The sequence below is a fragment of the Blastocatellia bacterium genome (assembly GCA_025054955.1).
Taxonomy (GTDB): domain Bacteria; phylum Acidobacteriota; class Blastocatellia; order HR10; family J050; genus JANWZE01.
This window is the reverse complement of sequence record JANWZE010000025.1, coordinates 95,899-118,031: the sequence shown is the minus strand read 5'-3', so window position 1 is coordinate 118,031 and position 22,133 is coordinate 95,899. Positions and strand designations below refer to the sequence as shown.

The following is a 22,133-nucleotide window of genomic DNA, read 5'->3' as shown; positions in this document are numbered from 1 at the left end:
GATGACAGACAATGTGTTTGAATCCTCTATTGGCGTCTGGCAGAGAGCCTGGCACAAGCCAGCCCAAACGCGCTCACCGACGGCGGCAAGGCGATTGTCACCTTGCTCAGGCAACTTGGTAGACGCTGTATCACAACAATGGACATGGCTCGGGCAGCCAGGCCAACTTTCTTTGAATGATCTCCTGAGAATACTTCTCAACGTAATGGACGATGGTTTCCACACGAATGTTGACGCTGCCGGCGGGCTTGGTAGCGTCCAGATCGCCGAACTTGAAGAAGAGCGTGCGGGACGCCTCGACAATCTTCTGAGTCGGCGTGTAGGTCGGCTGATCCATGCCGCACTCATAGCTGGAGAACCGAATCACGCACGTGATCCACGGACATCGAGCGGCGACTTTGGCGCCCCATAGGATTTCGTTTGTGTTGCTGCTGTAGGAAGAATCCCACACATCGGAAATATCAAAGGGACTGCGGATGCGACCAGCGCGGAGGTCGGGACCGAATAACCAGTTCATCAGGTCATCATCAATCGGGAAGTACTGCATCCACAGAATCGGGTAGCCATGTGTTTGCAGGTTCACTTCAATCTCATGGCCAATGCCAGGGTCCATGTGATAAGGACGCGCTAAGATCAAGATGCAGGGCTTCTGGTTGCGCGCGCACCAGGTGAGAATTTCTCGGCTTTTGGCGCGCATTCGACGATTGAAATTTTCTAGCGCCTCATATCCGGCTTCCACAGCTCGGCGTGTTTCCTCGAAGTCGAGATCGAATACATCTTTGAGCGATTCATACAGCTCTTTGGGCACCATCTGCGGATCGCCCATGCTCACGAACGGAGAGGCATAGATGATGTCGTTTTCAGCGAAGACGTCCCGCTCTTTTTGAAAGCCGGCGCGGATGTTTTCCGGTCCTGCCATGACGCGGGTGCAAGTAGCCGTGTCGAGCACATGCCCACGAAGAAACGACGGCAATGTGTAGATCATCGGACTCAGGAGCACGTTGATTTTCTTCTTTTGACCGAAGATCAATTCACCGTAGTGCCCGCTCATGCACTTGACCGGATAGCAGCAATCCACCGTGCCGCGGCCTTTGCCAAATTCGCGGAATTGCTCTTCCGAGGTATCGGAGCTGAAGACGATATTCTCGCCAGGAATGCCCAACGCCTTCAAAAATCCGATCCAGAATTGATGCGTGCTCCAGATGTTCAGGACCTTGGGAATGCCGACGCGAAGACCTGAACGATCCTTCGTCTTAGCCGGCAAAGCGGTGGAAGGCTTGGGCCCGAACCATGTCCGCAATGTTGGGAAAGGCATGTTTAGTCTTCTCCATCTCGGCTTTAATCACCCGCATTTCGTTGGCATCTTCCACCAGTCCTTTGGGACAAGAGTTATTGACGATCACGCGTTCCCATCCTTCGGCTAGCGGCACTTTGCTCCAGGGTCGGCCTTTGCCGCCGGGAAGCCGAACATCAATGAAGGTACGCTGGCAAGAGACGGGACACCATTTGCAGACCGTGTCGAGCGAGGTTGTGGTCTCGTAGCTCAACTCCTCGATAACCTGAAACCCGCGGAAACCGGTCTGCCCGCCGCGCTGCCACCAATCGAGCGCCACCAGTGCCGCGCCAATCGCGCCGGCTTCGCCCGAATACGGGTGCACCACTACCTCAGCATCCGGAATCTTCGACTTGATGAAATCCACCTGGGCTTTGACCACAGCCAAATTCTTATGACTGCCGCCTTGCAAGATGAATTTCTTGCCGATCTGTGACAGGTTGTTCAACCCGCCGGCATAAATCCACACATTGAGCGGCAGAATGGCGCACAAGCCAGCCAGAATTTCTTCTGCCTGCCAGCCTTTGCGCTGCTGATTGACGATGTCGCTCTGGAGGAAGACGCCGCAGCCCATTGACAACTGCGGGATGGCTTGCGCCGCGAACGCGCGGTCGGCAATCTCGCCGAGTTCGATATTGAACCGCTCAGCCACACCTTGAAGAAATGCGCCGTTGCCAGATGAACACTGCGAGTTCAGGCGGAAATCGGCGACAGTGCCGTTATTCAGAATCATGATCTTGACATCCACGCCGCCGACGTCGCAAATACAATCGGCGTCAGGGAAGAAGTGCAGTCCGGCAGTCGCATGCGCCACCGTTTCGACCACGGCGCAATCGGCGCCGACAATGCCTTTGAGCAGGTCTTTGCCGTATCCGGTGATGCCGAGCGAAAGAATCTGACCGCTGCTGCCAAGCGCCTGTCGAATTTGCCGGAAGAGCGCCCGAGCGTCTTCGATCGGATTTCCCTTGCTGAGCGCGTAGCAGGAAAAGACCAGTTCCTTCTGCGGCGAGAGACAGACGGCCTTAGCCGTGGTTGAACCGAAGTCACACCCGACGACGACCTGAGTCAACTCTACGTTGACCGCCGGCTCAGAGTGTGTCCGACCATTGGGACGGCCATAGATCGCTTTGAAGGCGTGCAATTCCTCCGGCTCACGCCACAATCCGCGTTTCCCTTCCTTCTGCTTCTCTTCGTGTTGACCCTCTTCGATCCACCATTTCAATCGCTCAGTGCCGGCATAACGACCGACGCGCTCCGGCTCTCCGCGTCCTGCTTCGATGCAGCCGAGCGCAGCGTAGTAGAGCGCATTGGTAGGAACTTGGATCAACTCGGCCGGGTCCTTGCCGGCAGGCAGCGCCACTTTTCTCTCTTGCCAGAGTTTGCTGAGGTGATGCCGCCATGCTTCCTGTAAGCCACGGAAGAAAAGATTCGGTCCACCCAGCAGCAAGACTTCCGGCAACGGCGTGTTGCCCTTGGTTAAGGTCGCCAGGTTTTGATAAACCACAGCCTCAAACAACGACGCAATGATCTCTTCAATGGAGACGCCCGCTTTCAACAACGTGTTGGCGTCGGCTTCAGCGAAGATGCCGCACTTGCTGCTGATTTTGTGCAGCGTGCGCCCTTCGTATGTCATCTGCGAGAGCTGCTCCGGTGGAATCTGGAGCTTGCGCGCCGTCTTCTCAATGAACGTTCCCGTGCCGCCTGAGCATGCGCTTTGCATAAGCACTTGCTTATTCTTCGTCCCGTTCGAGCCGGTGAAGAAGATCGTCTTCATATCTTCGCCGCCGATCTCGCTGACAAACTGCACATCAGGATGGAGCTTCTCGACAGCGGCGGCCACGGCGACCACTTCCTGAACAACTTTGCCGCCGACCAGCTTGGCAATCAATCCTGAGCCGGAACCCGTGAAGAAGACTCGATCTCGCTCCGGCGTGAGGCCGTGCTGCTGCTCCAATCGCGTCAAAAACTCCAACACCTTTTCCACCTGTTTGGTGTTGTGCCGCTCATACGCTTGATCAATGATTTCACCCTCAGACGATGCCAGCACGTATTTGCATGTGGTGCTGCCAACATCAATGCCGCAAATCATAGTACCTCCTGAGATGGGAGAGACTCCTGTTCTGTTCATGTCCATCTATGTCATGCGCGCCCACGCAAGGCGCGTTCGCTCGCGCTACCGCGTGGCCAGATAGAGCGCATAGTTGACGGCCGTGCCCGCATACCCGTAGTGTGGAACCCGGAACGTGGCGCGTCTGAGCGCCGGTTGCTTGGCTTCAAGGTCGCGCAGCTTCTCCACGGTCAGCTTATTCCGGTCGAGCACCTCGTCAAATTCCATCTGCGCCCGCTGCTTCGCTTCCGTCAAGATCATCTGGCAACGAGAGAGTGCATGCACCTCTGCGTCGCCTTTGACTTCAATCGGCGCATACAGCAGATCAGGATATTGGCCGAGCACTTTGGCCATCGCTCCAATGGACATCGTGTTCGGCATGCAGGAGTAGGGTGACAATTCGCAGATCATGTGCGCTCGTTTGTGACGATAGGCATAGAGCGCCTTGCCCACCAACATGTGACCTTCACCGCCACGTAACCGGTAATGGTAGTAAGGGTCGGCGAGCTGACGCAGCTCAAATTGGTCCGGCAGCGCATACGGCACAAAGTTCAGCGCCTTGCGCAATCCGTCATAGGTTCGGCGATACAGTCGCGCCAGAGCCTTAATCAGCGCCATCTTCACGCCTGGACGCTTTTCAAACTCTTTGCGATTTTCTAAGTCGAACAATTTCGAGTGCAGCAGATAATCTAACCAGACGGCGACCGGCGGTGGAATCACTTCAGCGCCTTCGTGTTCGAGCCACCGTTTGATGTTGTAGTTGCCGTCGCCTTCGTGCGTTTGCAGCCAAAATTCGCCGGTGATCTTCACCTTTGCTTTGACCTGCAAGCGGTCTACTTCAACGGCATCCCATTTCTTCTTGACCTCTTTTAGCGCCTCCGTGAAATACGAAGTAGTCAAATGCCAGGCTAAATTGCCCCATTTTTTGCCGCGAATCGGTCGGTTACGAAAGACCTCATAAAGATACTCGATGCTCTCCTGCATGACCTGGTCGGTTTGGCCAGGAATGACCTCATACGGCCGTGTCAGGTATTCCATGTCGGTCAGGATGTCGGCGCAGAGAATGGCCCAGACCACGCCCATCGAAAAGGGCAGTGAGAAATTCAACCCACCGCCGTTATCTCCCTGGTCGAGTTTGTTCTGAGAAAGAAGGAACAGGCGAAAATCTTGCAGTCCCAGGCCATTGAGCGCCATTGTGTAGGATTCATGATATTGCCCGAACCGACATGGACCGCAGGCCCCAGCCGTTACAAAGGCGTAATTATTGGCCACGTAGTCTCGGCCCTCTACCTGCGCTTTCTTTTTCAGATAGGTCACCAAGTTGCCTGTCGTGAAGATCGTTGGACAACAGGCCCCCACGTCAATCAACTCCTTACCGGCATCCAAATCCTCGCGCGTGATGTTGGGAAGCGGCTCGGCATTGTAGTTCAAATTGTGGAGCACGCCTTGAATGAGCCGTTCGTGTTTCCACGTGAGGCCTCCAAAAAGAATGGTAATCGTCCGCCGTTGTTCATCCGTCAGCGGCCGAGTTCGATAGGCTGTGTAGTGTCGGATGGCTTCCATCGTTTCCACCATAGTTCCTCCCTTCTCAAGTTCTCCGGCCAAGCCGGAGCCAAGCATTTACCCAACTAGACTGACATGTCAGTCTAGTGACTGAACAAAAAAATTATTGGCTCAACGGTCGAGCCAGCACACCGCGTAGACCAAAATCAATGATCTCCTCAACCAACCGCTCATGTGAGCTGACGTCCCACGTCTGCGAAGTCAAATCGTCAGCCACTTCCTTAATTGTTCCTAGAATGCAAGAGGCCACAATCCGGGTATCACAGGGTCGCACTAATCCCAGCCGAATCCCCTGTTGTAATGATCGCTCGATCAACTCCAACACCTTGGCATAAAAGTTTCGCACGATCTCGGCTGATTTTTGATCCAAGCCGGCAGCGTGATGCAGCAAAATCTGAATCAGTTGTGGATCGCGACGGACCAGCTCGATCACCCGGCGGATATTAGCTTTGAGCTGATCAAATGGATCAGGCGCTCCCGGACCAAGATCAATCGGCTTAATGCACCGGCGCAGCTCCGTGAGGAGCTCATCCAAGAGACTATCGAAAATGTCTCGTTTGCTTTGAAAGTAGAGATAGAACGTGCCGCGTGCAATATCAGCCTCGTGGATGATGTCTGACACGCTCGTATTGTGAAAGCCCTTCCTGGAGAAGACTTGTTTGGCGAAAAACTGAATTTGCTTGCGCCGCTCCGTTCTCAATTCGTCTTGATTAACCACACCCGACCTCCCAGGCTGTTGTGGGAGCAGCATGGTACGACAATCCACCACGCCATGTCAACCAACTTGAATTTCTCTGGGTTCGCTGACGGTTCCACTACTAATTGATGACGGCTGCATAATCAGATGTCAACCAACTTGAATCTCTCCGGATTCGCTGAGGGTGAGAGGTCTCTTGCTGGCTACCTCATACTACACTGCACAATCGGCATGGCAGGTTCGCGGGCCGCAATGACCGTTTAGCAGGCAACATGACCGGTTGAAGACTGGCATCGTCTCGCCATTGAGCTTGAAAACCACAAGCGGGCTGAATCGAATTACACGACAGGTTGAACACCGGAAGCATCTCACTCCAGGTTTTGCATAGACGCAAGAAACTCAGCATTGGTTTTGGTTCGACTCAGTTTGTCCAGCAGCAATTCCATCGCCTCGACGGGGGATAACTGGCTCAGCACCCGACGCAGCACAATGACGCGATTGAATTCTTCCAGCGGCATCAACAGCTCGTCTTTACGTGTGCCGGAGCGGTTAATGTCAATTGAAGGGAAGATGCGTTTGTCAACGAGCCGGCGATCGAGCAGAATCTCCATGTTACCAGTGCCCTTGAACTCCTCAAAGATCACGTCGTCCATGCGCGAACCGGTATCAATCAGCGCAGTGGCGATGATCGTCAACGAGCCGCCTTCTTCGATATTGCGGGCTGAGCCAAAGAAGCGTTTCGGCCGTTGCAGCGCGTTGGCGTCAATGCCGCCTGATAGGATTTTGCCAGACGACGGCACGGTAGCGTTATAGGCGCGCGCCAGCCGGGTGATCGAATCCAGGAGAATCACCACGTCGCGTCCATGCTCGACCAGTCGCTTTGCTTTTTCGATCACCATCTCGGCCACTTGAACGTGGCGAGCCGCTGGCTCATCGAATGTTGAACTGATGACCTCGCCGTGAACCGTGCGCATCATATCGGTGACTTCTTCAGGGCGTTCATCAATCAACAGGACGATGAGAAACACTTCAGGATGATTCTTGGCCAACGATGTCGCAATGGATTGCAGCAACATGGTCTTGCCGGCGCGCGGCGGCGAGACGATCAATCCGCGTTGCCCTTTGCCAATCGGCGTCAACATATCCAGCACGCGGCCCGACAAGTTGTCCGGCGTGCTCTCCATTCTCAGCCGCTCGTTCGGATAGAGCGGGGTCAGGTTGTCGAACATGACCTTTTCCCGGTGCACTTCCGGCGGCTCGTAGTTGATCGCTTTGACCTTGATCAACGCGAAATATCGCTCGCCATTCTTGGGTGGGCGAATCTGGCCGGAGACGATGTCGCCCGTGTGCAGATCAAATTTGCGAATCTGTGATGGCGAGACATAGATGTCATCAGGTCCGGGCAAATAGCAGTAGTCTGGACACCGCAAAAACCCGAACCCATCAGGCAGACATTCCAGCACGCCTTCCGAGTAGATCAACCCGCTGCGCTCGGTTTGCGCTTGCATAATCTTAAACACCAGTTCTTGCTTGCGCAGGCTGGTGGCCCCCGGAATCTGCAAGTCACGGGCGATCTGAGCGAGTCGGCTCAGGCTCATCTCTTTGAGTTCATGAATTTCAAATGTCATAACCAATACTCCTTGGAAAACGACCAACAGGCGCACAGAGAACACTGAGAAAAGAGCCATCTCAGCACTCTGCGGCGACCTGAGCGGTTTATGTTCATTCCTTCGTGATGTGCCGGCAGCACATGGACAGTGGCTCAATGAGATGCCAAAGGCATGGCCCTCAGCCGGCATTGAATGGCTTGCCACAGCTCGGCGACGCCTAACCGCGTCCGCGCTGAATAGGGCACGACAGTCACGTTGGGAAACACCTGGCACGCACGGCTGGTTGACCGGGCGATCTCCTGTCGCGACAGTTTGTCAGCCTTGGTCAGTGCCACGACATACGGCAGGCTCGCGCTGATCAACCAATCGCGCATCTGCATGTCTAACAAGGTCGGCTCGTGCCGCGCATCAATGACTAGCACAGCTAAGGCAATTTGAGACCGCTCGTTCAAGTACGCTTCGATCAATGCGCGCCACCAGCGCCGTTGCGCCTCCGACACGTTGGCGTACCCATAGCCGGGCAGATCAACCATGTAAAACATCTGGTTCACCAAGTAGAAATTGATAGAACGTGTTCGGCCGGGCGTCGAACCGATGCGGGCCAGCGAGCGACGATTGAGCAGGCTGTTCAGCACACTCGATTTGCCCACATTGGAGCGCCCTAGCAGCGTAATCTCTGGGCGCCGATCCTTGGGCAAATCATCGCTGCAATAGACGCTGCAAATAAACTGCGCGCTGGTCACTTTCATTCAGGCCTATGTCATGATGAACGGTGTACGCTTTGAACGACGAACACTCACCAACGACTTGCCACCCTGGTGAACGCTTCGATGACAAGCATGGGTCACGGAGCGTTCGGCATTCAGCGTGTTGATGATTCACTCAGTCAACGATGTGGCGCCCTCGCCGGACACACTTGGCCGGGCCCATAAAGCGTCCACCGGCGGTTGCTCAACCGGCGGCAATGAGCCTTCCAAGGCCAGCCGCGTCACCTCGTCCATAGACTCGACAAACTCGATGTTGAGGTCGTGCAGGACATCCCGAGGAACGTCCACGAGGTCTTTTTGATTCTCTTTCGGCAGGAGCAAAGTGGTGATGCCGGCGCGATGCGCTGCCAGCAGTTTTTCTTTGACCCCGCCGATCGGTAGGATTTTGCCACGCAGGGTAATTTCGCCCGTCATCGCCACGTCGCAGCGCACGGGGATATTGGTGACAGCAGAAACAATCGCCGTCGCCATAGTGATACCAGCCGACGGCCCGTCCTTGGGGATTGCTCCCTCAGGAATGTGAATGTGAATGTCGAAATTCTTGTGAAAATCGGTCGGAATCTGAAATAGCGTTGCCCGCGAGCGGACATAGCTGATAGCCGCTTGCGCCGATTCTTGCATGACCTCGCCCAGTTTGCCGGTCAACGTCAATTTGCCGGTGCCGGGCATGAGCGTGACTTCGATCTGAAGGACTTCACCGCCCATCTCCGTCCACGCCAAGCCGGTGGCGAGGCCAACTTCGCTGCGATCATTGGCCATGCCGGGCCGGAACTTCTCAGGACCGAGCAACCCGGCGATGTCAGCTTCACCGACGGTCTGATTGAACATCTGAGGGTCTTGCCCGGAACTTACTAACCGGCGCGCGACCTTGCGACAGATGGCGCCAATCTCGCGCTCCAGATTGCGCACGCCCGCCTCGCGCGTGTAGTACTGAATGATCCGTCGCACGGCGGCCTCTTCGATGTTGATGTGTTCCGGTTTGAGGCCGGTGTTGTTCAGTTGTTTGGGAATCAGGTGCCGCCGGGCAATCTGTAGCTTCTCATACTCGGTGTAGCCTGGCAACCGGAGAATCTCCAGCCGGTCTTGTAGCGCCGGCGGAATCGTATGGGTGACATTGGCCGTGGCGATGAACATCACCTTGGACAGATCATACTCGACATCCAAGTAATGATCGCGAAACATGAAGTTCTGTTCCGGATCGAGCACCTCCAGCAAGGCGGCAGCCGGATCGCCGCGAAAATCAACGCCCAATTTGTCCAGCTCGTCCAGCATAAACAGCGGGTTGACCGTGCCAGCCTTGCGCATCATCTGGATGATCTGCCCCGGCAGCGCGCCGATGTACGTGCGCCGATGCCCGCGAATTTCCGCCTCATCCCGCACGCCGCCCAGCGATAACCGGATAAAGTTTCGCCCCGTCGCGCGAGCAATGGATCGGCCTAAGCTGGTTTTGCCCACGCCCGGCGGGCCGGCAAAGCAGATGATCGTTCCCTTGGGATTCTCCACCAATTGCCGCACAGCCAGATATTCGAGGATGCGTTCTTTGATCTTCTCCAACCCGTAGTGATCTTCGTTCAGCACGTTCTCGGCAAACGACAGATCGCGAATCTCCTCACTCATCTTGCGCCACGGAACGGCCAACAACCAGTCAATGTAATTGCGCGACACGGTCGTCTCGGCTGACATCGGCGGCATCTGTTCCAGCCGCTTCAGCTCATTCATGGCCTTTTCGTAGGCTTCAGCCGTCATGCCGGCCTCTTCAATTTTTTGCTTCAACTCATCCAGCTCAGCTTTTTCATCTTTGCGGCCAAGCTCTTTGTGAATGGCTTTGATCTTCTCGTTCAGATAATACTCGCGCTGAGCTTTTTCCATCTGCCGTTTGACGCGGTTGTTAATCTCGCGGTCTAACTGTGACTTCTCAATCTCCAACTGAAGCACTTCAACGAGGCGTGTCAACCGTTGAGCGACCGACGTTGTCTCCAGCAGGTGCTGCTTGACCTCGACATCCAGCTTCAAACTATCGGCCAGTAAATCGGCCACCTGCGCCGGGTCCTGCGAACGAAAGGCGTGCCGCACGTCAACGTTGGGATACTGCTGCAAGTACTGGTCAACCAAAATCGTCAAACGTCCCAGCAGGGACTTCAATTTCGATGAAGGCTCAATCACGTCGGGCAGACGACGGACTGTGGCAAGCCAATACCCATGCTGCACCTGAATCTGCACCGCGCGGCCCCGTTCGCGGCCTTCCACCTCCACTTTGATCGTGCCGTCAGGCAAGGGCAGCGATTTGGTGATTTGCGCGATCGTGCCGACAGTATAGACTTGCTCGGGCGTCGGCTCATCAACGGTGGCGTCATGCTGCGTCGCCAAGAACACCATCCGATCGTTTCGCAGCGCGGCCTGAAAGGCTTCAACAGATGAGCGGCGACCAATAAAGAAGCGGGCGATACAATGGGGAAAGATGACAACGTCACGCACCGGCACAACCGGATGCCGAACAACGTCGGTGGGAGTTGCATCGCTATACTCTTTCATCGCCAATCCTCCGTGTGTCTACCCTGCCTTCTTCTCCAGCCATGGGGCCACCACACAGCGACTGTTGACCATCTCTTCGGTGACCACGAATTCCTTGATCTTCTTTTGTGACGGCAGATGATACATAGCATCCAGCATTAGCTCTTCCAAAATCATCCGTAAACCGCGCGCGCCGACTTTTCGCTGATACGCCATCTGCGCAATGGTGGTCAGCGCTTCATCAGTGAATCGCAGCTTGATATGATCGAATTCAAACTGTTTCTGGTACTGTTTAATGATGGCGTTTTTGGGTTCAGTCAGAATTTGCACGAGCGCCGGAACGTCCAGCTCATGCAATCGCGCGATCACCGGCAATCGTCCGACCAGTTCGGGGATGAATCCATAGCGGATCAGGTCTTCCGGCTGAACTTCGAGCATCTCCCCGTCGCGCCAGCGTGAGCGGCTCGGCCGAATATCGGCGCGGAAGCCAAGCGACTTTTTCCCCACACGCTGCTCGACAATGCGTTCCAAGCCGACAAACGCCCCGCCGCAGATGAATAGGATATTGGTTGTGTCAACCGGGATGAAATCCTGATGCGGGTGCTTGCGCCCGCCGTGTGGCGGGACATTGGCCACCGTCCCTTCCAGAATCTTCAGCAGCGCCTGCTGCACGCCTTCTCCTGAAACATCACGAGTGATGGAAGGATTCTCATCCTTGCGGGCGATTTTATCAATTTCGTCAATGTAGATGATGCCGCACTGCGCGCGCTGCAGATCACCGTTGGCCGCCTGCAACAAGCGCAGGATGATATTTTCCACATCTTCGCCAACATACCCAGCTTCGGTCAGCGTGGTCGCATCCACGATGGCGAAGGGCACATCCAGCATGCGGGCCAGCGTCTGTGCCAGCAACGTTTTTCCTGTGCCCGTCGGCCCAATCAACATGATATTGCTTTTCTGAATTTCGACCTCGCTTTGGTAACCGGCCATCTCGACCCGCTTGTAATGCTGATAGACAGCGACGGCCAGTTTCTTCTTGGCCTCTTCCTGACCGATCACATATTCGTCGAGGAAATTTTTAATCTCCAGCGGCTTGGGCAGTCGCGGTTGAGCCAGCGGTTCTTGGCTCGGTTCCTCCACCATGATCTCATTGCAGATATCCACGCATTCATTGCAAATATAGACGGTCGGACCAGCAATGAGCTTTTTCACTTCGTTCTGACTCTTTCCGCAGAAGGAGCAGCGTAGTAGATCATCCATCTTGCGCACCATGAGCCTTTCTCCGCATCAACTGAATACTCCCTGGCTCTGTCATCAGGGACGATGTGTAATGACCTCGTCAATCAAACCATACTCGACCGCCTGCTGGGCGTTCATAATCAAATCACGTTCCACATCGCGTTCGATCACTTCGATGGGCTGACCGGTATGTTTGGCCAGAATACTGCTGGTGAGCTTTCGCATGCGAAGAATCTCTTCTGCCGCGATCTTAATATCGGTCGCCTGCCCGGAGATGCCGCCGGCGGCAGGCTGGTGAATGAGGATACGCGAATTGGGCAGCGCATACCGTTTGCCTTTGGCGCCCGCCGTCAGCAGCAGCGCCCCCATACTGGACGCTTGACCAACGCAGATAGTGGTGACATCCGGTCGAATGAATTGCATCGTATCGTAAATCGCCAATCCAGCCGTGATCGAACCGCCCGGACTGTTGATATACAGCGAAATGTCCTTCTCTGGGTCCTCTGCCTCCAAAAACAGCATCTGCGCGATGACCAGATTGGCGATCACATCGTCAATCGGCGTGCCCAGAAAAATGATGTTGTCTTTCAGGAGCCGCGAGAAAATATCATACGCGCGTTCGCCTCGGCTCGTTTGTTCAACGACCATCGGCACAAGTGCATTGTAGATATCGAGTGATTTCATCCAGTGTTCCTCAATTGAAGGCGGTTATAATGATGAATACCATCCACGCTGATACCCGTCCATCCGGCGGCTCGCTCCTGCCTCATCGTTCGCCATCAACCACCTCTCGTTCAATCGTCGCCGCTTGCAGAACCAGGTCAAGCGCCTTCCGATTTTTGAGTTCGAGTTTCATACTACTGATGGCGCCTTGCTTTGTCAAGCGTTCCTTCAGTTGAATCGCTGACTGGCCTCGCTGTGCAGCGATCCGCTTGATTTCGGCGTCTACCTCTTCATCGGAAACAGTCAGGCCTTCCTGTTCGGCAATGCGCCGCAATAGCAGCATGCTACGCACATCTTCAAGCGCTTGCTCTCGCTCATGTTCACCGATCGCCTTCCAGTCAATCTCGTCCGATCGCGGATCAATCCCTTCCATCAGAGCCGAGCCAATCAGCTTCTTCATGCGCAATTCCCACTGACGTTGGAGCAGCGTCGGCGGCACTTCAATGACATGCGACCGCAGTAACTGCTGGAGCGCCGCCAGTCCCAATCGCTCATTGGCCTCCTGCTCATATCGTTCTTGCAGCCGCTCGGCTAACACCTGACGGAATTCAGCTAATGTATCGCACGGTTCGCCAAGCGTTCGCGGCAGATCATCATCCAATGCCAGGCTCTCCATCTGGCGCACTGCTTCCAGCGTCGCTTCATACTCAACCTCCTTGCCGGCCAACGCCGAGTAGTCATCCGACGCTGGATAGGCGACCCGAAACGTTCTGGTCTCACCAATCTGCATGCCCTGCAGATTGTCGGTAAACGCCGGCAGCACATCTGCTGCACCCAGTTGTATCTCGAGCACCTGTTCATCCAACTGCTCAGGCGAATCAGCAGGCGGCTGCATCGAGCGGATACGCAGTCGAAGCGTGACAAAATCGCCAAGCTGCGACGGTCGGCCCTCAACAGGAACCAGCTCGGCGTGCTCCTCGCGCAGCCGCTCTAACTCCGCATCCACATCAGCCGCTGAGACTGCCTTGACCTGCTTGGTCAATCGCATGCCTTTATAGTTGACCACGTCAAACTGCGGAAATACTTCGACCGTTATGCTCAACCGCAGCGGCTGCCCCTCTTGCACCGAGAGATGAGTGATTTGGGGATCGGCTGCCAATTGCAATCCATGATGCTCGAGCGCGTGGGTTACCAACCTTGGCAGCAATTGACCCGTGACATACTCACGCACTTGCTGACTAAACCTCTGCTTGATCACAGAACGAGGCGCTCTGCCCGGACGAAACCCAGCTACCTCAGCCGACCGGCTGAGGTGCGCATAAGCCTTGTCAAATTCCCGCTGAACGAGCTCGGCCGGCACTTCTACCGACAGCTCTTTCTGCGTTCCGGATAGGTGATGAATCTCAGATTTGAACTCCATTGAATACGTGCAATGGTTACGATCACCGGCCGACCACTCTGTCCATTGTGAGCTGAGTCGCCGTCATTGAGGTGGTGCGAAAGGGGGGACTCGAACCCCCACGGTTGGAAACCACCGGATCCTAAGTCCGGCGCGTCTACCAGTTCCGCCACTTTCGCATCTATGCTCAGTACAACCAGGCAAACCAGAGAGCGTGCGTCATCACGGAAAATTCTGATGGCTCCTGGCGGCTGATCGAGGCGGGATGATGGTGAGCCGTGGAGGGCTCGAACCTCCGACCCGCGGATTAAGAGTCCGCTGCTCTACCAACTGAGCTAACGGCCCACTCACCTTCAAACATCTCAACGAGAAAAATACTCTATCGCTTGAGCAACACAGTGTCAAGCAATTTGCACGCAACCATTCCCGTTGTTGCTGCTCCGTCAATCGCTCTATCAACGCAGCGTCAACCAATCTTGTGCTCCTCCAGGTCAATGTTAGTTATTAAGCAAGTGGCTTTTCGTTCGTCTCACAGAGGCAGTTGAACGTAGGCAGGTCATTCATGGCCTGCCGAAGATGACCTCCCATCCTCTGCGTCGCGCGAGTGTGACCACCGCTCGTTGACTTGATTCACGATGAGCAGTAGACTCGTCGGCGCGAGTTTTCACAGCTTGCCGCTTTTAAGGAGGAAACCTATGTCCATGGCACAAGGATTCAGGATTCATCGCTTCGTGAGGCATGCCTCAATTTCAATCTGTTTAATTCTTTTCTTCTCTTGGTTCGGAGACACGCCCGTGAAGACTGGCAACCAGAGAACCATTGAGGCGACGTTAGAAGTTACCCGGCCTCAGATCACCGAGTTTGGGTATTTCTTTTACGCCAAATCACAGGCCGCTTTGATACGCGCGTCATCGAGAACCGGCCGGGCTAAGCAAGACATAGACCCACTCGAATTCCACAATGCTATTAATGGCAGCGGGCGGCCGGGCAGCGAAGGGTACATCATGATTGAGGGGATTGGACTGTCCGGCGCAACGGCCATCACCTTTGAAGGCATAGGCGTGACCGGTGAAGTTGAATACCCCGGGCTCGTTGATCCCAATCAGTTGAATCCACCTGTCCTTGTTTACGTCCGGATTGCGCCTTGGGCAGAACCTGGCCCACGCCGGTTCACACTGACGACGCTCCATGGTGAAGTGTCCAGCGGCGACCTGGTTTTCACGGTTCGGAAACCAACCATTCTAGCGATGTGGGATGATGAAGGCGCACCTGGGACCGCTGGAGAGGTCACGATCTTCGGCGTAGGCCTAGACCAAACGCGGGAGATTCGCTTTGAGGGTGAGGGGATTCGGGTGCAAAACGTCTGGGTATGGAGAGCCCCGTTCAATCCAACTATCACTGCGCAATTGGAGATTGCCCCCGGTGCGCCGCTAGGGCCACGGCGATTTTCAGTAGTGACGGATCATGGCGTGATTGAAAGTCGAGACGTGACGTTTTCGGTCGTGAATCCCTACATCAGGGGCATTTGGGACGCCGAAGGCGCGCCCGGCAAGAGTGGTCAAATCTCGATCGGTGGGGTCGGTTTGTGCGGCGCTACGGCCGTCAACTTTTCCGGCAGCGGCGTCACGGTTGAAGATGTTTATGCTCAGCCTTGTAGCTATGCAAATGGTTCCATTTCGGCCAAGGTCACCATTGCGCCGGATGCGCCGTTGGGCCCACGCGCGTTTACAGTGACGATCCCTCGTGGGCCGGGAACTGTCTCCAGCGCGGAGACCAACGTGACATTTACCGTAACGCCTCCGCGCGTGGACTCCCTGACCACTGCGGAAGCTGCGCCGGGAGCGCGCGGCTATCTGTATATCGCTGGCATCGGCATCGGGGATGCTACCGCCGTTGAATTTGAGGATGGCGAGGGCATCACCGCCCTTGTGAGATCGGGTGGTGGCGGCGTTTCTTCTCTTCTTAACGGAAGCGTAGATGCTGAGTTGAGCATCAGCCCCGTAGCAACACCCGGCCCGCGCCGGTTTCGTCTGAGGACGCCCAACGGCATGGTACATAGTGGTGATGTCACTTTCACGGTTTCACCGCCACGAGTGACCAGCATTGATACAACCAATGGTTACTGGCAGGGAATCGCTGACCCACCAACAGCAGTTGTTCCAGGCACCAGTGGGCTGATACGAATTTATGGGATTGGATTAGCCGATGTGGTCGGTGTGCGGATTTCCGGCGAGGGCGTGACAGCCAGATTGGATCCGATGCCGCGCCAAGGGCCGACCCTCAACCCGTTCATCTTGGTGCGTGTCAACGTAAGTCCCGATGCGCCGCTCGGCCCTCGCACGCTCGAGTTAGAACTGGCAAGCGGTAAGAAAAGGTAGGCTTCTACCAAATGCCGAGTGAACATCGCGCATTGCCGCTGACTCATACCAGTAGTCCGAAGAAAGGCCCTACGTGATGAAGCGGGATGCAGAGCAGGAGCAAAGTGTCCGAAGCGGCCGTCTACGATCTTGTGTGCGCATTTGGGAGATTCATACTACGCTCGGTTCTGCTGAGCCGCGCAAGCGGTCCCGGACAACGTTGCCAGACGTGTAACGTCCGGGAAAGCAACTCGAACCATCGTGGCGCGTTGCAGAAGCGCCAAAGTAGCACATTCGCGGCCAGCGAGCAGACAGCATGAATGAGCCGATGAGGCAACAGGCGGCACCCCTTCAGGGCGCGAGGGGTTGGGGAGGACGCCTAATCAGACGTTTGACATCTGGCTATCCTATGGCGGCGGCGGCTGCCGCCCTTGCTTCAACCTCGCTTTGTTCAAAACACCACACGTCAGCAGGCGTCCACACAGGAACGCCCCTCCAACAACATGGTCTTTTCCCCACAATTGGTATAAATTCGACCGACGTTGCCATCTTCACCCCATCGTGGAAAGTCAATTCTGCTTCCGTCTATAATTGACTTGTCCGACCGCTAAGCTGTGACGGTTACCACCGTGTGTTCGTTGACACCGAAGCAAAGGCCGTTATAATTGGCCAGTTTTGGTATGCATGTTGATCTTTCACAACTTGAGGCGGATGAGCTGTACATTGCCCATCAGTATGATGAGCTGTTTGATCTGCCTGAGTCGGAGGTCAGTGTAATCGTCCCTCCGGCGGTCTGTCTGTGGCTCCGGCGCACACGAGGGCGTGAGATACGTGTTAAGGGGAGTTTAACAACGACTGTACAGGTTCTCTGCGACCGTTGTTTGGTGGCCTTCAATGTTCCCATTGAAGTCTCCTTCGACCTGTTGTATGCGCCGATTGAAACGTTGACGCCACAGCAGGACGTTCCGTTGACGGAAGAAGACCTCGACTATGGATTTTACCGAGACAACCGGCTGGAGGTGGATGGACTGGTACAGGAGCAGATTTTTCTGGCGCTTCCGTTTCGCCGGCTGTGCCGCTCAGAATGTCGTGGTTTATGCCCACAATGCGGCGCCGACCTCAATCAGCAGACCTGTTCGTGTCAGCCTCAGCGTGTCTCTGCGTGGTGGAGCGCATTGCAAGAGTTAAACAAAACGAATCATTGATTAGGAGGACCAAATGCCAAATCCGAAACGTCGTCATTCGCGTGCCCGGCGTGGTCGCCGGCGCTCGCATGATGCATTGACTGCGCCGGGGATGACCGTATGCCCGCAGTGTCGGGAGCCGATACGGCCCCACCGTGTGTGCCCCAAGTGTGGTTATTACAAAGGACGACCGGTGATTGAAATCAAAGAAGAATAGCAGGCGCATGACCACCATTGTACTGGATGCGATGGGGAGCGATGCCGCTCCGGCAAGCGAAATCGAAGGCGCACTGATGGCCGTGCGCGAGTTGAACGTGCAGGTGGTGCTGATTGGACCAGAAGCCCGCGTGCGGCCGGCGCTGGTCGGGGCTGATCCACAGTTGCTCAAAGCGATCACGGTGATTGACGCCGCCGACGTCATCAGCATGGATGAACCGGTTGTGCAGGCTATCCGTCGCAAGAAGCGATCAACCATCCACGTTGGCCTGCAATGGGTTCGTGAAGGCCGCGCCGATGGGTTTGTTAGCGCCGGTAATACAGGCGCGATCATGGCGACGGCGACGATGATCTCCGAGCGGTTGAAGGGCATAGATCGGCCCGCTTTGGCTGCCACACTGCCCACGATTGTGGGCAAGCCGCTGGTGCTCATTGACGTCGGAGCCAATGCCATTTGCAAGCCGATTCACTTACTCCAATTCGCGATGATGGGTGATGTGTATGCCCGCCTCATTCTCGGTGTGCCCTCGCCGGCTGTGGGCCTGATGTCCATTGGAGAAGAGCAACTGAAGGGCACAAAATTGACGCGAGAGGCGTTTCAGTTGCTGCAACGCTCAGGATTGCGGTTTATTGGCAACATTGAAGGTTCAGCCATGTATGCCGGGGCTGCCGATGTCATTGTGTGTGACGGGTTCACCGGCAATGTGACGTTAAAAGTCAGCGAAGGCACGTCCGAGATGCTCCTGAAAGCTATCAAGCAAGAATTACTGGCCGGTATCGTGGGTGAGCAACAGGCTCATCAACTGCGCGCTGTCTTTGAGCACTTGCTTGAGCAGTTCGGTTATGAACGGTTTGGCGGAGCGCCGTTGCTGGGCGTCAGGGATGTGTGCGTGATTTGTCACGGGCGCTCCACCGGGCGAGCCATTCGCAATGCGATCAACATGGCTGCCGAATTGTCCGAGCGGCGGGTGCCGCAACGGATTGAGGCAGAGATCGCTCACTTGAATGAGGCCAACGCGCGCCTTCACAAAGGAGCTCGAATATGAAACAGATCAACGCAATGATTGCTGGTACTGGTCATGCCCTGCCAGAGGGTGTACTCACCAATGCCGATTTGGAAAAGATGGTGGAAACTACTGACGAGTGGATTGTCACCCGCACAGGCATCCGTCAACGACACATCGCGCGCGCTGGCGAATATACGTCTACATTCGCCACGCTGGCTGCTCAACGCGCCCTTGAGATGGCTGAAGTGGAGCCGCGGGATGTTGATCTGATCATTTGCGCCACGGTTTGTCCTGATATGATGTTGCCGGCGACTGCCTGCCTGGTTCAATCGGCGCTGGGCGCAGAGCGAGCGGCCGCTTATGACATGGCGGCGGCGTGTTCGGGATTTTTGTACGGGCTGGTGCAAGCCGAAGGGGTCATCAAAGCGGGGCGAGCGCGACACGTGTTGGTCATTGGCGCTGAGCTGCTCAGTCGGTATGTGGATTACACCGACCGCGCCACCTGCGTCATCTTTGGCGACGGCGCTGGCGCGGCGCTGGTTCGAGCGACTGAAGAACCCAGAGGGATACTGTCAGCGCGCATTCGCAGCGATGGTGAATTTGCTGACTATCTGTACACGCCCGGCGGCGGAACGCGCTACCCGGCGAGTCAACAAACGATTGAGGAGCGGCTGCATTACATCAAGATGCGCGGCAACGAGCTGTTCAAGATCGCCGTTCGCAATATGGCCGATATTGCGCGACAGGCGCTGGATGATGTCAAGATGTCGCCGAGCGATATTGACATGTTCATTCCGCATCAAGCGAATCAACGCATCACGGACGCAGTGGGTGAGCGGTTGGGTGTGCCGGCATCGAAAGTTTATTCCAACATTGATCGTATTGGTAACACATCTTCGGCGTCCATTCCGATTGGCTTGGATGAATGTGTTCGGTCGGGGCGCATCCAGCCCGGCCATGTGCTGCTGCTGGCCAGTTTCGGGGCGGGCGTCACGTATGGTGGTATGGTGATGAGGTGGTAACGTATGTTTGATTTGAGTGGACGGGTCGCCGTCGTGACAGGCGCATCGCAGGGCATCGGGCAGGAAGCGGCGCTGGCGCTGGCTCGAGCCGGGGCCGATGTTGTTTTAATGGCGCGCACCTTGGAGAAACTGCAAGCCAATGCCGCTCAGATTGAGCAACTGGGGCGGCGGGCCTTGGCGCTGAAGGCTGATGTCACCCTCGCCGACGAGGTTCAGTCGGCGCTGGATGAGGCCAAGCACTCTTTTGGCCGGATTGATATTTTGGTCAACAATGCCGGCATCACGCGCGACGGCTTGTTGTTGCGCATGAAGCAAGAGGACTGGGATGCAGTCATTCGCACGAACTTGACCAGTCTGTTTATTTGCATACAGGCCGTGCTGCCTGTGATGCTGAAGGCGCGGTATGGGCGCATCATCAATATCACGTCGGTAATGGGGCAGATGGGCAGCGCTGGCACGGCCAATTATTCGGCGGCTAAGGCCGGCATTATTGGATTGACCAAAGCTGTGGCCCGCGAAGTGGCTTCACGGCAGATCACCGTCAACGCCATTGCGCCGGGTTTTGTCGAAACGGCGATGACTGATGCGCTGGATGAGAAACGGCGGCAGGAAATTTTGGGTATGGTGCCATTGGGCCGCGTGGGAACCGTTCAAGATGTGGCCGCCGGCATTGTGTTTCTGGCCTCAGAGGAAGCGGGCTACATTACCGGCCACGTGTTGAACATCAACGGCGGGTTGTACATGTAAGCTCAGGCAAATGGCCAAGTCAGCTCAATGCTGTCTGCGGGCAACGCGCTGAGAGGGGCAGGCATGGCGGCAGCGGGCTGCTGGTTGCCCCTTGCTTGAGGTGAGATGGTGCAATAGAATGAGCAGTCATCAAACACATTTTGGAGGATAGTAATGGCGAAAGAATCCATTGAGGAACGCGTGAAGCAGATTATTGTCGAAGAATTGGGAGTTGACGAATCGGAAGTGACTCCGAACGCCCGGTTTATTGATGATCTCGGCGCCGACTCGCTCGATAACGTGGAACTGGTCATGCGATTTGAAGAGGAGTTTGGCATCGAGATTCCTGATGAAGAAGCGGAAAAGATTTTGAGCGTGAAGAACGCCATTGATTATATTGAAGCGCATAAGAAGTGACCGCTTGCGGTTGATCAGGAGGGTGTTTTGAGTCCGCATCGAAGAGTCGTCGTCACAGGCATCGGGCTGCTGAGCGCCGTCGGCTTGACCCGTGAGGAAACCTGGTCGGGATTGATCCAGGGACGGAGTGGTGTGGCGCCGATCACGCATTTTGATGCGTCCACGTTTCCCGTTCGTTTTGCCGCTGAAGTCAAGGGATTTGATCCGCAGCGGTTCATTGATCGCAAAGAGATCAAGAAAATGGACGCATTCATTCATTACGCCATTGCCGCTTCGCAAGAAGCGGTTGATGATGCTGGACTGAGTATTACGCCGGAGAATGCCGCTCGCGTCGGCACTTCGATTGGTTCAGGGATTGGGGGTTTTTCGATCATTGAGCGGGAACATGCCAAATTGATGGAAGGCGGCCCCGACCGCATCTCGCCGTTCTTCATTCCGGCGACGATCATCAACCTGGCTGCCGGACAAGTCTCCATCCGATTTGGCGCTAAGGGACCGAACTTGGCGGCCGCCACGGCTTGTTCGGCGGGGGCTCATGCCGTCGGCGATTCATTCAAGGTGATTCAACGCGGTGATGCCGATGTGATGATCTGCGGCGGTTCCGAAGCAGCCATCACGCCGATGGGGATCGGCGGTTTTGCCGCGATGAAAGCCTTGTCGCGGCGCAATGATGATCCGGCCCGCGCGTCGCGTCCGTTTGACCAAGACCGTGATGGGTTCGTTGTGGGTGAGGGCGCTGGCATACTGGTGCTGGAAGCGTTGGAGCTGGCCCGCGCGCGCGGCGCTAAAATTTATGCCGAGATCGTTGGCTACGGCGCCTCGGCTGATGCGTTTCACATCACCCAACCGGCTGAAGACGGCGACGGAGCGATTCGCGCGATGGCGATGGCGTTGAACGATGCCGGCATCACTCCCGAACAGGTGGATTATATCAACGCGCATGGCACGTCCACCAAGTACAACGACCGGCTGGAAACCCAGGCCATCAAGCGGGTGTTTGGCGAACATGCCTATCGGTTGGCCGTCAGCTCGACCAAGTCTATGACCGGCCACTTGCTGGGCGCGGCTGGTGGATTGGAAGCGGGTATCACGTGTTTAGCTGTTGACCGTCAGTGCCTGCCGCCAACGATTAACTATGAGACGCCCGACCCTGATTGCGACCTCGATTACGTCCCCAACCAAGCGCGACCGGCCACGATCCGGTATGCTCTGTCTAACTCGTTTGGATTTGGCGGCACCAATGTGGCGCTCTTATTCAAACGCTATGAAGAGTAAATGAACAAAGCTAAGGATGAACGGTGAATGATGAACAGCC

The 22,133-nt window shown here is 55.8% G+C and carries 18 protein-coding genes and 2 tRNA genes; 8 read left to right on the top strand and 12 right to left on the bottom strand.

What is annotated here, in order from left to right; all coding sequences use genetic code 11:
• Positions 1-130: 130 nt before the first annotated feature.
• The 12 genes from NZ823_02675 to NZ823_02620 all read right to left on the bottom strand — a co-directional run bounded on the left by NZ823_02675 (position 131) and on the right by NZ823_02620 (position 14,234).
• Positions 131-1,315: an acyl-CoA dehydratase activase-related protein gene (locus NZ823_02675; protein ID MCS6804031.1), complete on the bottom strand. Its 1,185-nt coding sequence runs from the start codon at positions 1,313-1,315 to the stop codon at positions 131-133.
• Entirely contained in the window at positions 1,254-3,422 is a 2,169-nt protein-coding gene (locus NZ823_02670; GenBank protein ID MCS6804030.1) for an acyl-CoA dehydratase activase, read from the bottom strand. The genes NZ823_02675 and NZ823_02670 overlap by 62 nt, the downstream gene beginning before the upstream one ends.
• 84 nt (positions 3,423-3,506) lie before the next feature.
• The gene (locus NZ823_02665) at positions 3,507-5,015 is read right to left on the bottom strand and encodes a hypothetical protein (protein ID MCS6804029.1); all 1,509 of its coding nucleotides are present in this window, start codon (positions 5,013-5,015) and stop codon (positions 3,507-3,509) included.
• A 91-nt stretch (positions 5,016-5,106) separates the two neighbouring features.
• On the bottom strand, positions 5,107-5,721 hold the full coding sequence (locus NZ823_02660) for a TetR/AcrR family transcriptional regulator (protein ID MCS6804028.1): 615 nt from the start codon (positions 5,719-5,721) through the stop codon (positions 5,107-5,109).
• Between the two features lie 347 nt (positions 5,722-6,068).
• Complete coding sequence (rho, locus tag NZ823_02655; protein ID MCS6804027.1) at positions 6,069-7,328, bottom strand: transcription termination factor Rho; 1,260 nt, start codon at positions 7,326-7,328, stop codon at positions 6,069-6,071.
• Between the two features lie 134 nt (positions 7,329-7,462).
• A complete protein-coding gene (gene yihA / locus NZ823_02650; protein ID MCS6804026.1) occupies positions 7,463-8,059 on the bottom strand; it encodes a ribosome biogenesis GTP-binding protein YihA/YsxC in 597 nt (198 codons plus the stop codon).
• Between the two features lie 129 nt (positions 8,060-8,188).
• Complete coding sequence (lon, locus tag NZ823_02645) at positions 8,189-10,609, bottom strand: endopeptidase La (protein MCS6804025.1); 2,421 nt, start codon at positions 10,607-10,609, stop codon at positions 8,189-8,191.
• Between the two features lie 18 nt (positions 10,610-10,627).
• On the bottom strand, positions 10,628-11,860 hold the full coding sequence (clpX, locus tag NZ823_02640; protein MCS6804024.1) for an ATP-dependent Clp protease ATP-binding subunit ClpX: 1,233 nt from the start codon (positions 11,858-11,860) through the stop codon (positions 10,628-10,630).
• 42 nt (positions 11,861-11,902) lie between these two features.
• On the bottom strand, positions 11,903-12,511 hold the full coding sequence (gene clpP, locus NZ823_02635; protein ID MCS6804023.1) for an ATP-dependent Clp endopeptidase proteolytic subunit ClpP: 609 nt from the start codon (positions 12,509-12,511) through the stop codon (positions 11,903-11,905).
• A gap of 82 nt (positions 12,512-12,593) precedes the next feature.
• Positions 12,594-13,910, bottom strand: a complete 1,317-nt coding sequence (tig, locus tag NZ823_02630; protein MCS6804022.1) for a trigger factor — start codon at positions 13,908-13,910, stop codon at positions 12,594-12,596.
• Positions 13,911-13,982: 72 nt separating this feature from the next.
• Positions 13,983-14,068, bottom strand: a tRNA-Leu gene (locus NZ823_02625).
• A 90-nt stretch (positions 14,069-14,158) separates the two neighbouring features.
• A tRNA-Lys gene (locus tag NZ823_02620) sits at positions 14,159-14,234 on the bottom strand.
• A gap of 449 nt (positions 14,235-14,683) precedes the next feature.
• Here NZ823_02620 and NZ823_02615 point away from each other — a divergent pair.
• The 8 genes from NZ823_02615 to fabF all read left to right on the top strand — a co-directional run bounded on the left by NZ823_02615 (position 14,684) and on the right by fabF (position 22,093).
• Complete coding sequence (locus tag NZ823_02615) at positions 14,684-16,267, top strand: hypothetical protein (protein ID MCS6804021.1); 1,584 nt, start codon at positions 14,684-14,686, stop codon at positions 16,265-16,267.
• Between the two features lie 659 nt (positions 16,268-16,926).
• Positions 16,927-17,451, top strand: coding sequence for a DUF177 domain-containing protein (locus NZ823_02610; GenBank protein ID MCS6804020.1), 525 nt, complete (start codon positions 16,927-16,929; stop codon positions 17,449-17,451).
• Positions 17,452-17,464: 13 nt separating this feature from the next.
• Complete coding sequence (gene rpmF, locus NZ823_02605) at positions 17,465-17,647, top strand: 50S ribosomal protein L32 (GenBank protein ID MCS6804019.1); 183 nt, start codon at positions 17,465-17,467, stop codon at positions 17,645-17,647.
• Positions 17,648-17,654: 7 nt separating this feature from the next.
• Entirely contained in the window at positions 17,655-18,692 is a 1,038-nt protein-coding gene (plsX, locus tag NZ823_02600) for a phosphate acyltransferase PlsX (protein ID MCS6804018.1), read from the top strand.
• Positions 18,689-19,675 (top strand): ketoacyl-ACP synthase III, encoded by a 987-nt coding sequence (locus NZ823_02595; protein ID MCS6804017.1) that lies wholly within the window; start codon positions 18,689-18,691, stop codon positions 19,673-19,675. The genes plsX and NZ823_02595 overlap by 4 nt, the downstream gene beginning before the upstream one ends.
• Positions 19,676-19,678: 3 nt before the next feature.
• The gene (fabG, locus tag NZ823_02590) at positions 19,679-20,422 is read left to right on the top strand and encodes a 3-oxoacyl-[acyl-carrier-protein] reductase (protein ID MCS6804016.1); all 744 of its coding nucleotides are present in this window, start codon (positions 19,679-19,681) and stop codon (positions 20,420-20,422) included.
• 153 nt (positions 20,423-20,575) lie between these two features.
• Positions 20,576-20,818 carry an acyl carrier protein gene (gene acpP, locus NZ823_02585; GenBank protein ID MCS6804015.1) on the top strand — a complete coding sequence of 81 codons (243 nt, stop codon included), beginning with the start codon at positions 20,576-20,578 and terminating at the stop codon, positions 20,816-20,818.
• 27 nt (positions 20,819-20,845) lie between these two features.
• Positions 20,846-22,093: a beta-ketoacyl-ACP synthase II gene (gene fabF / locus NZ823_02580; GenBank protein ID MCS6804014.1), complete on the top strand. Its 1,248-nt coding sequence runs from the start codon at positions 20,846-20,848 to the stop codon at positions 22,091-22,093.
• Positions 22,094-22,133: the final 40 nt, after the last annotated feature.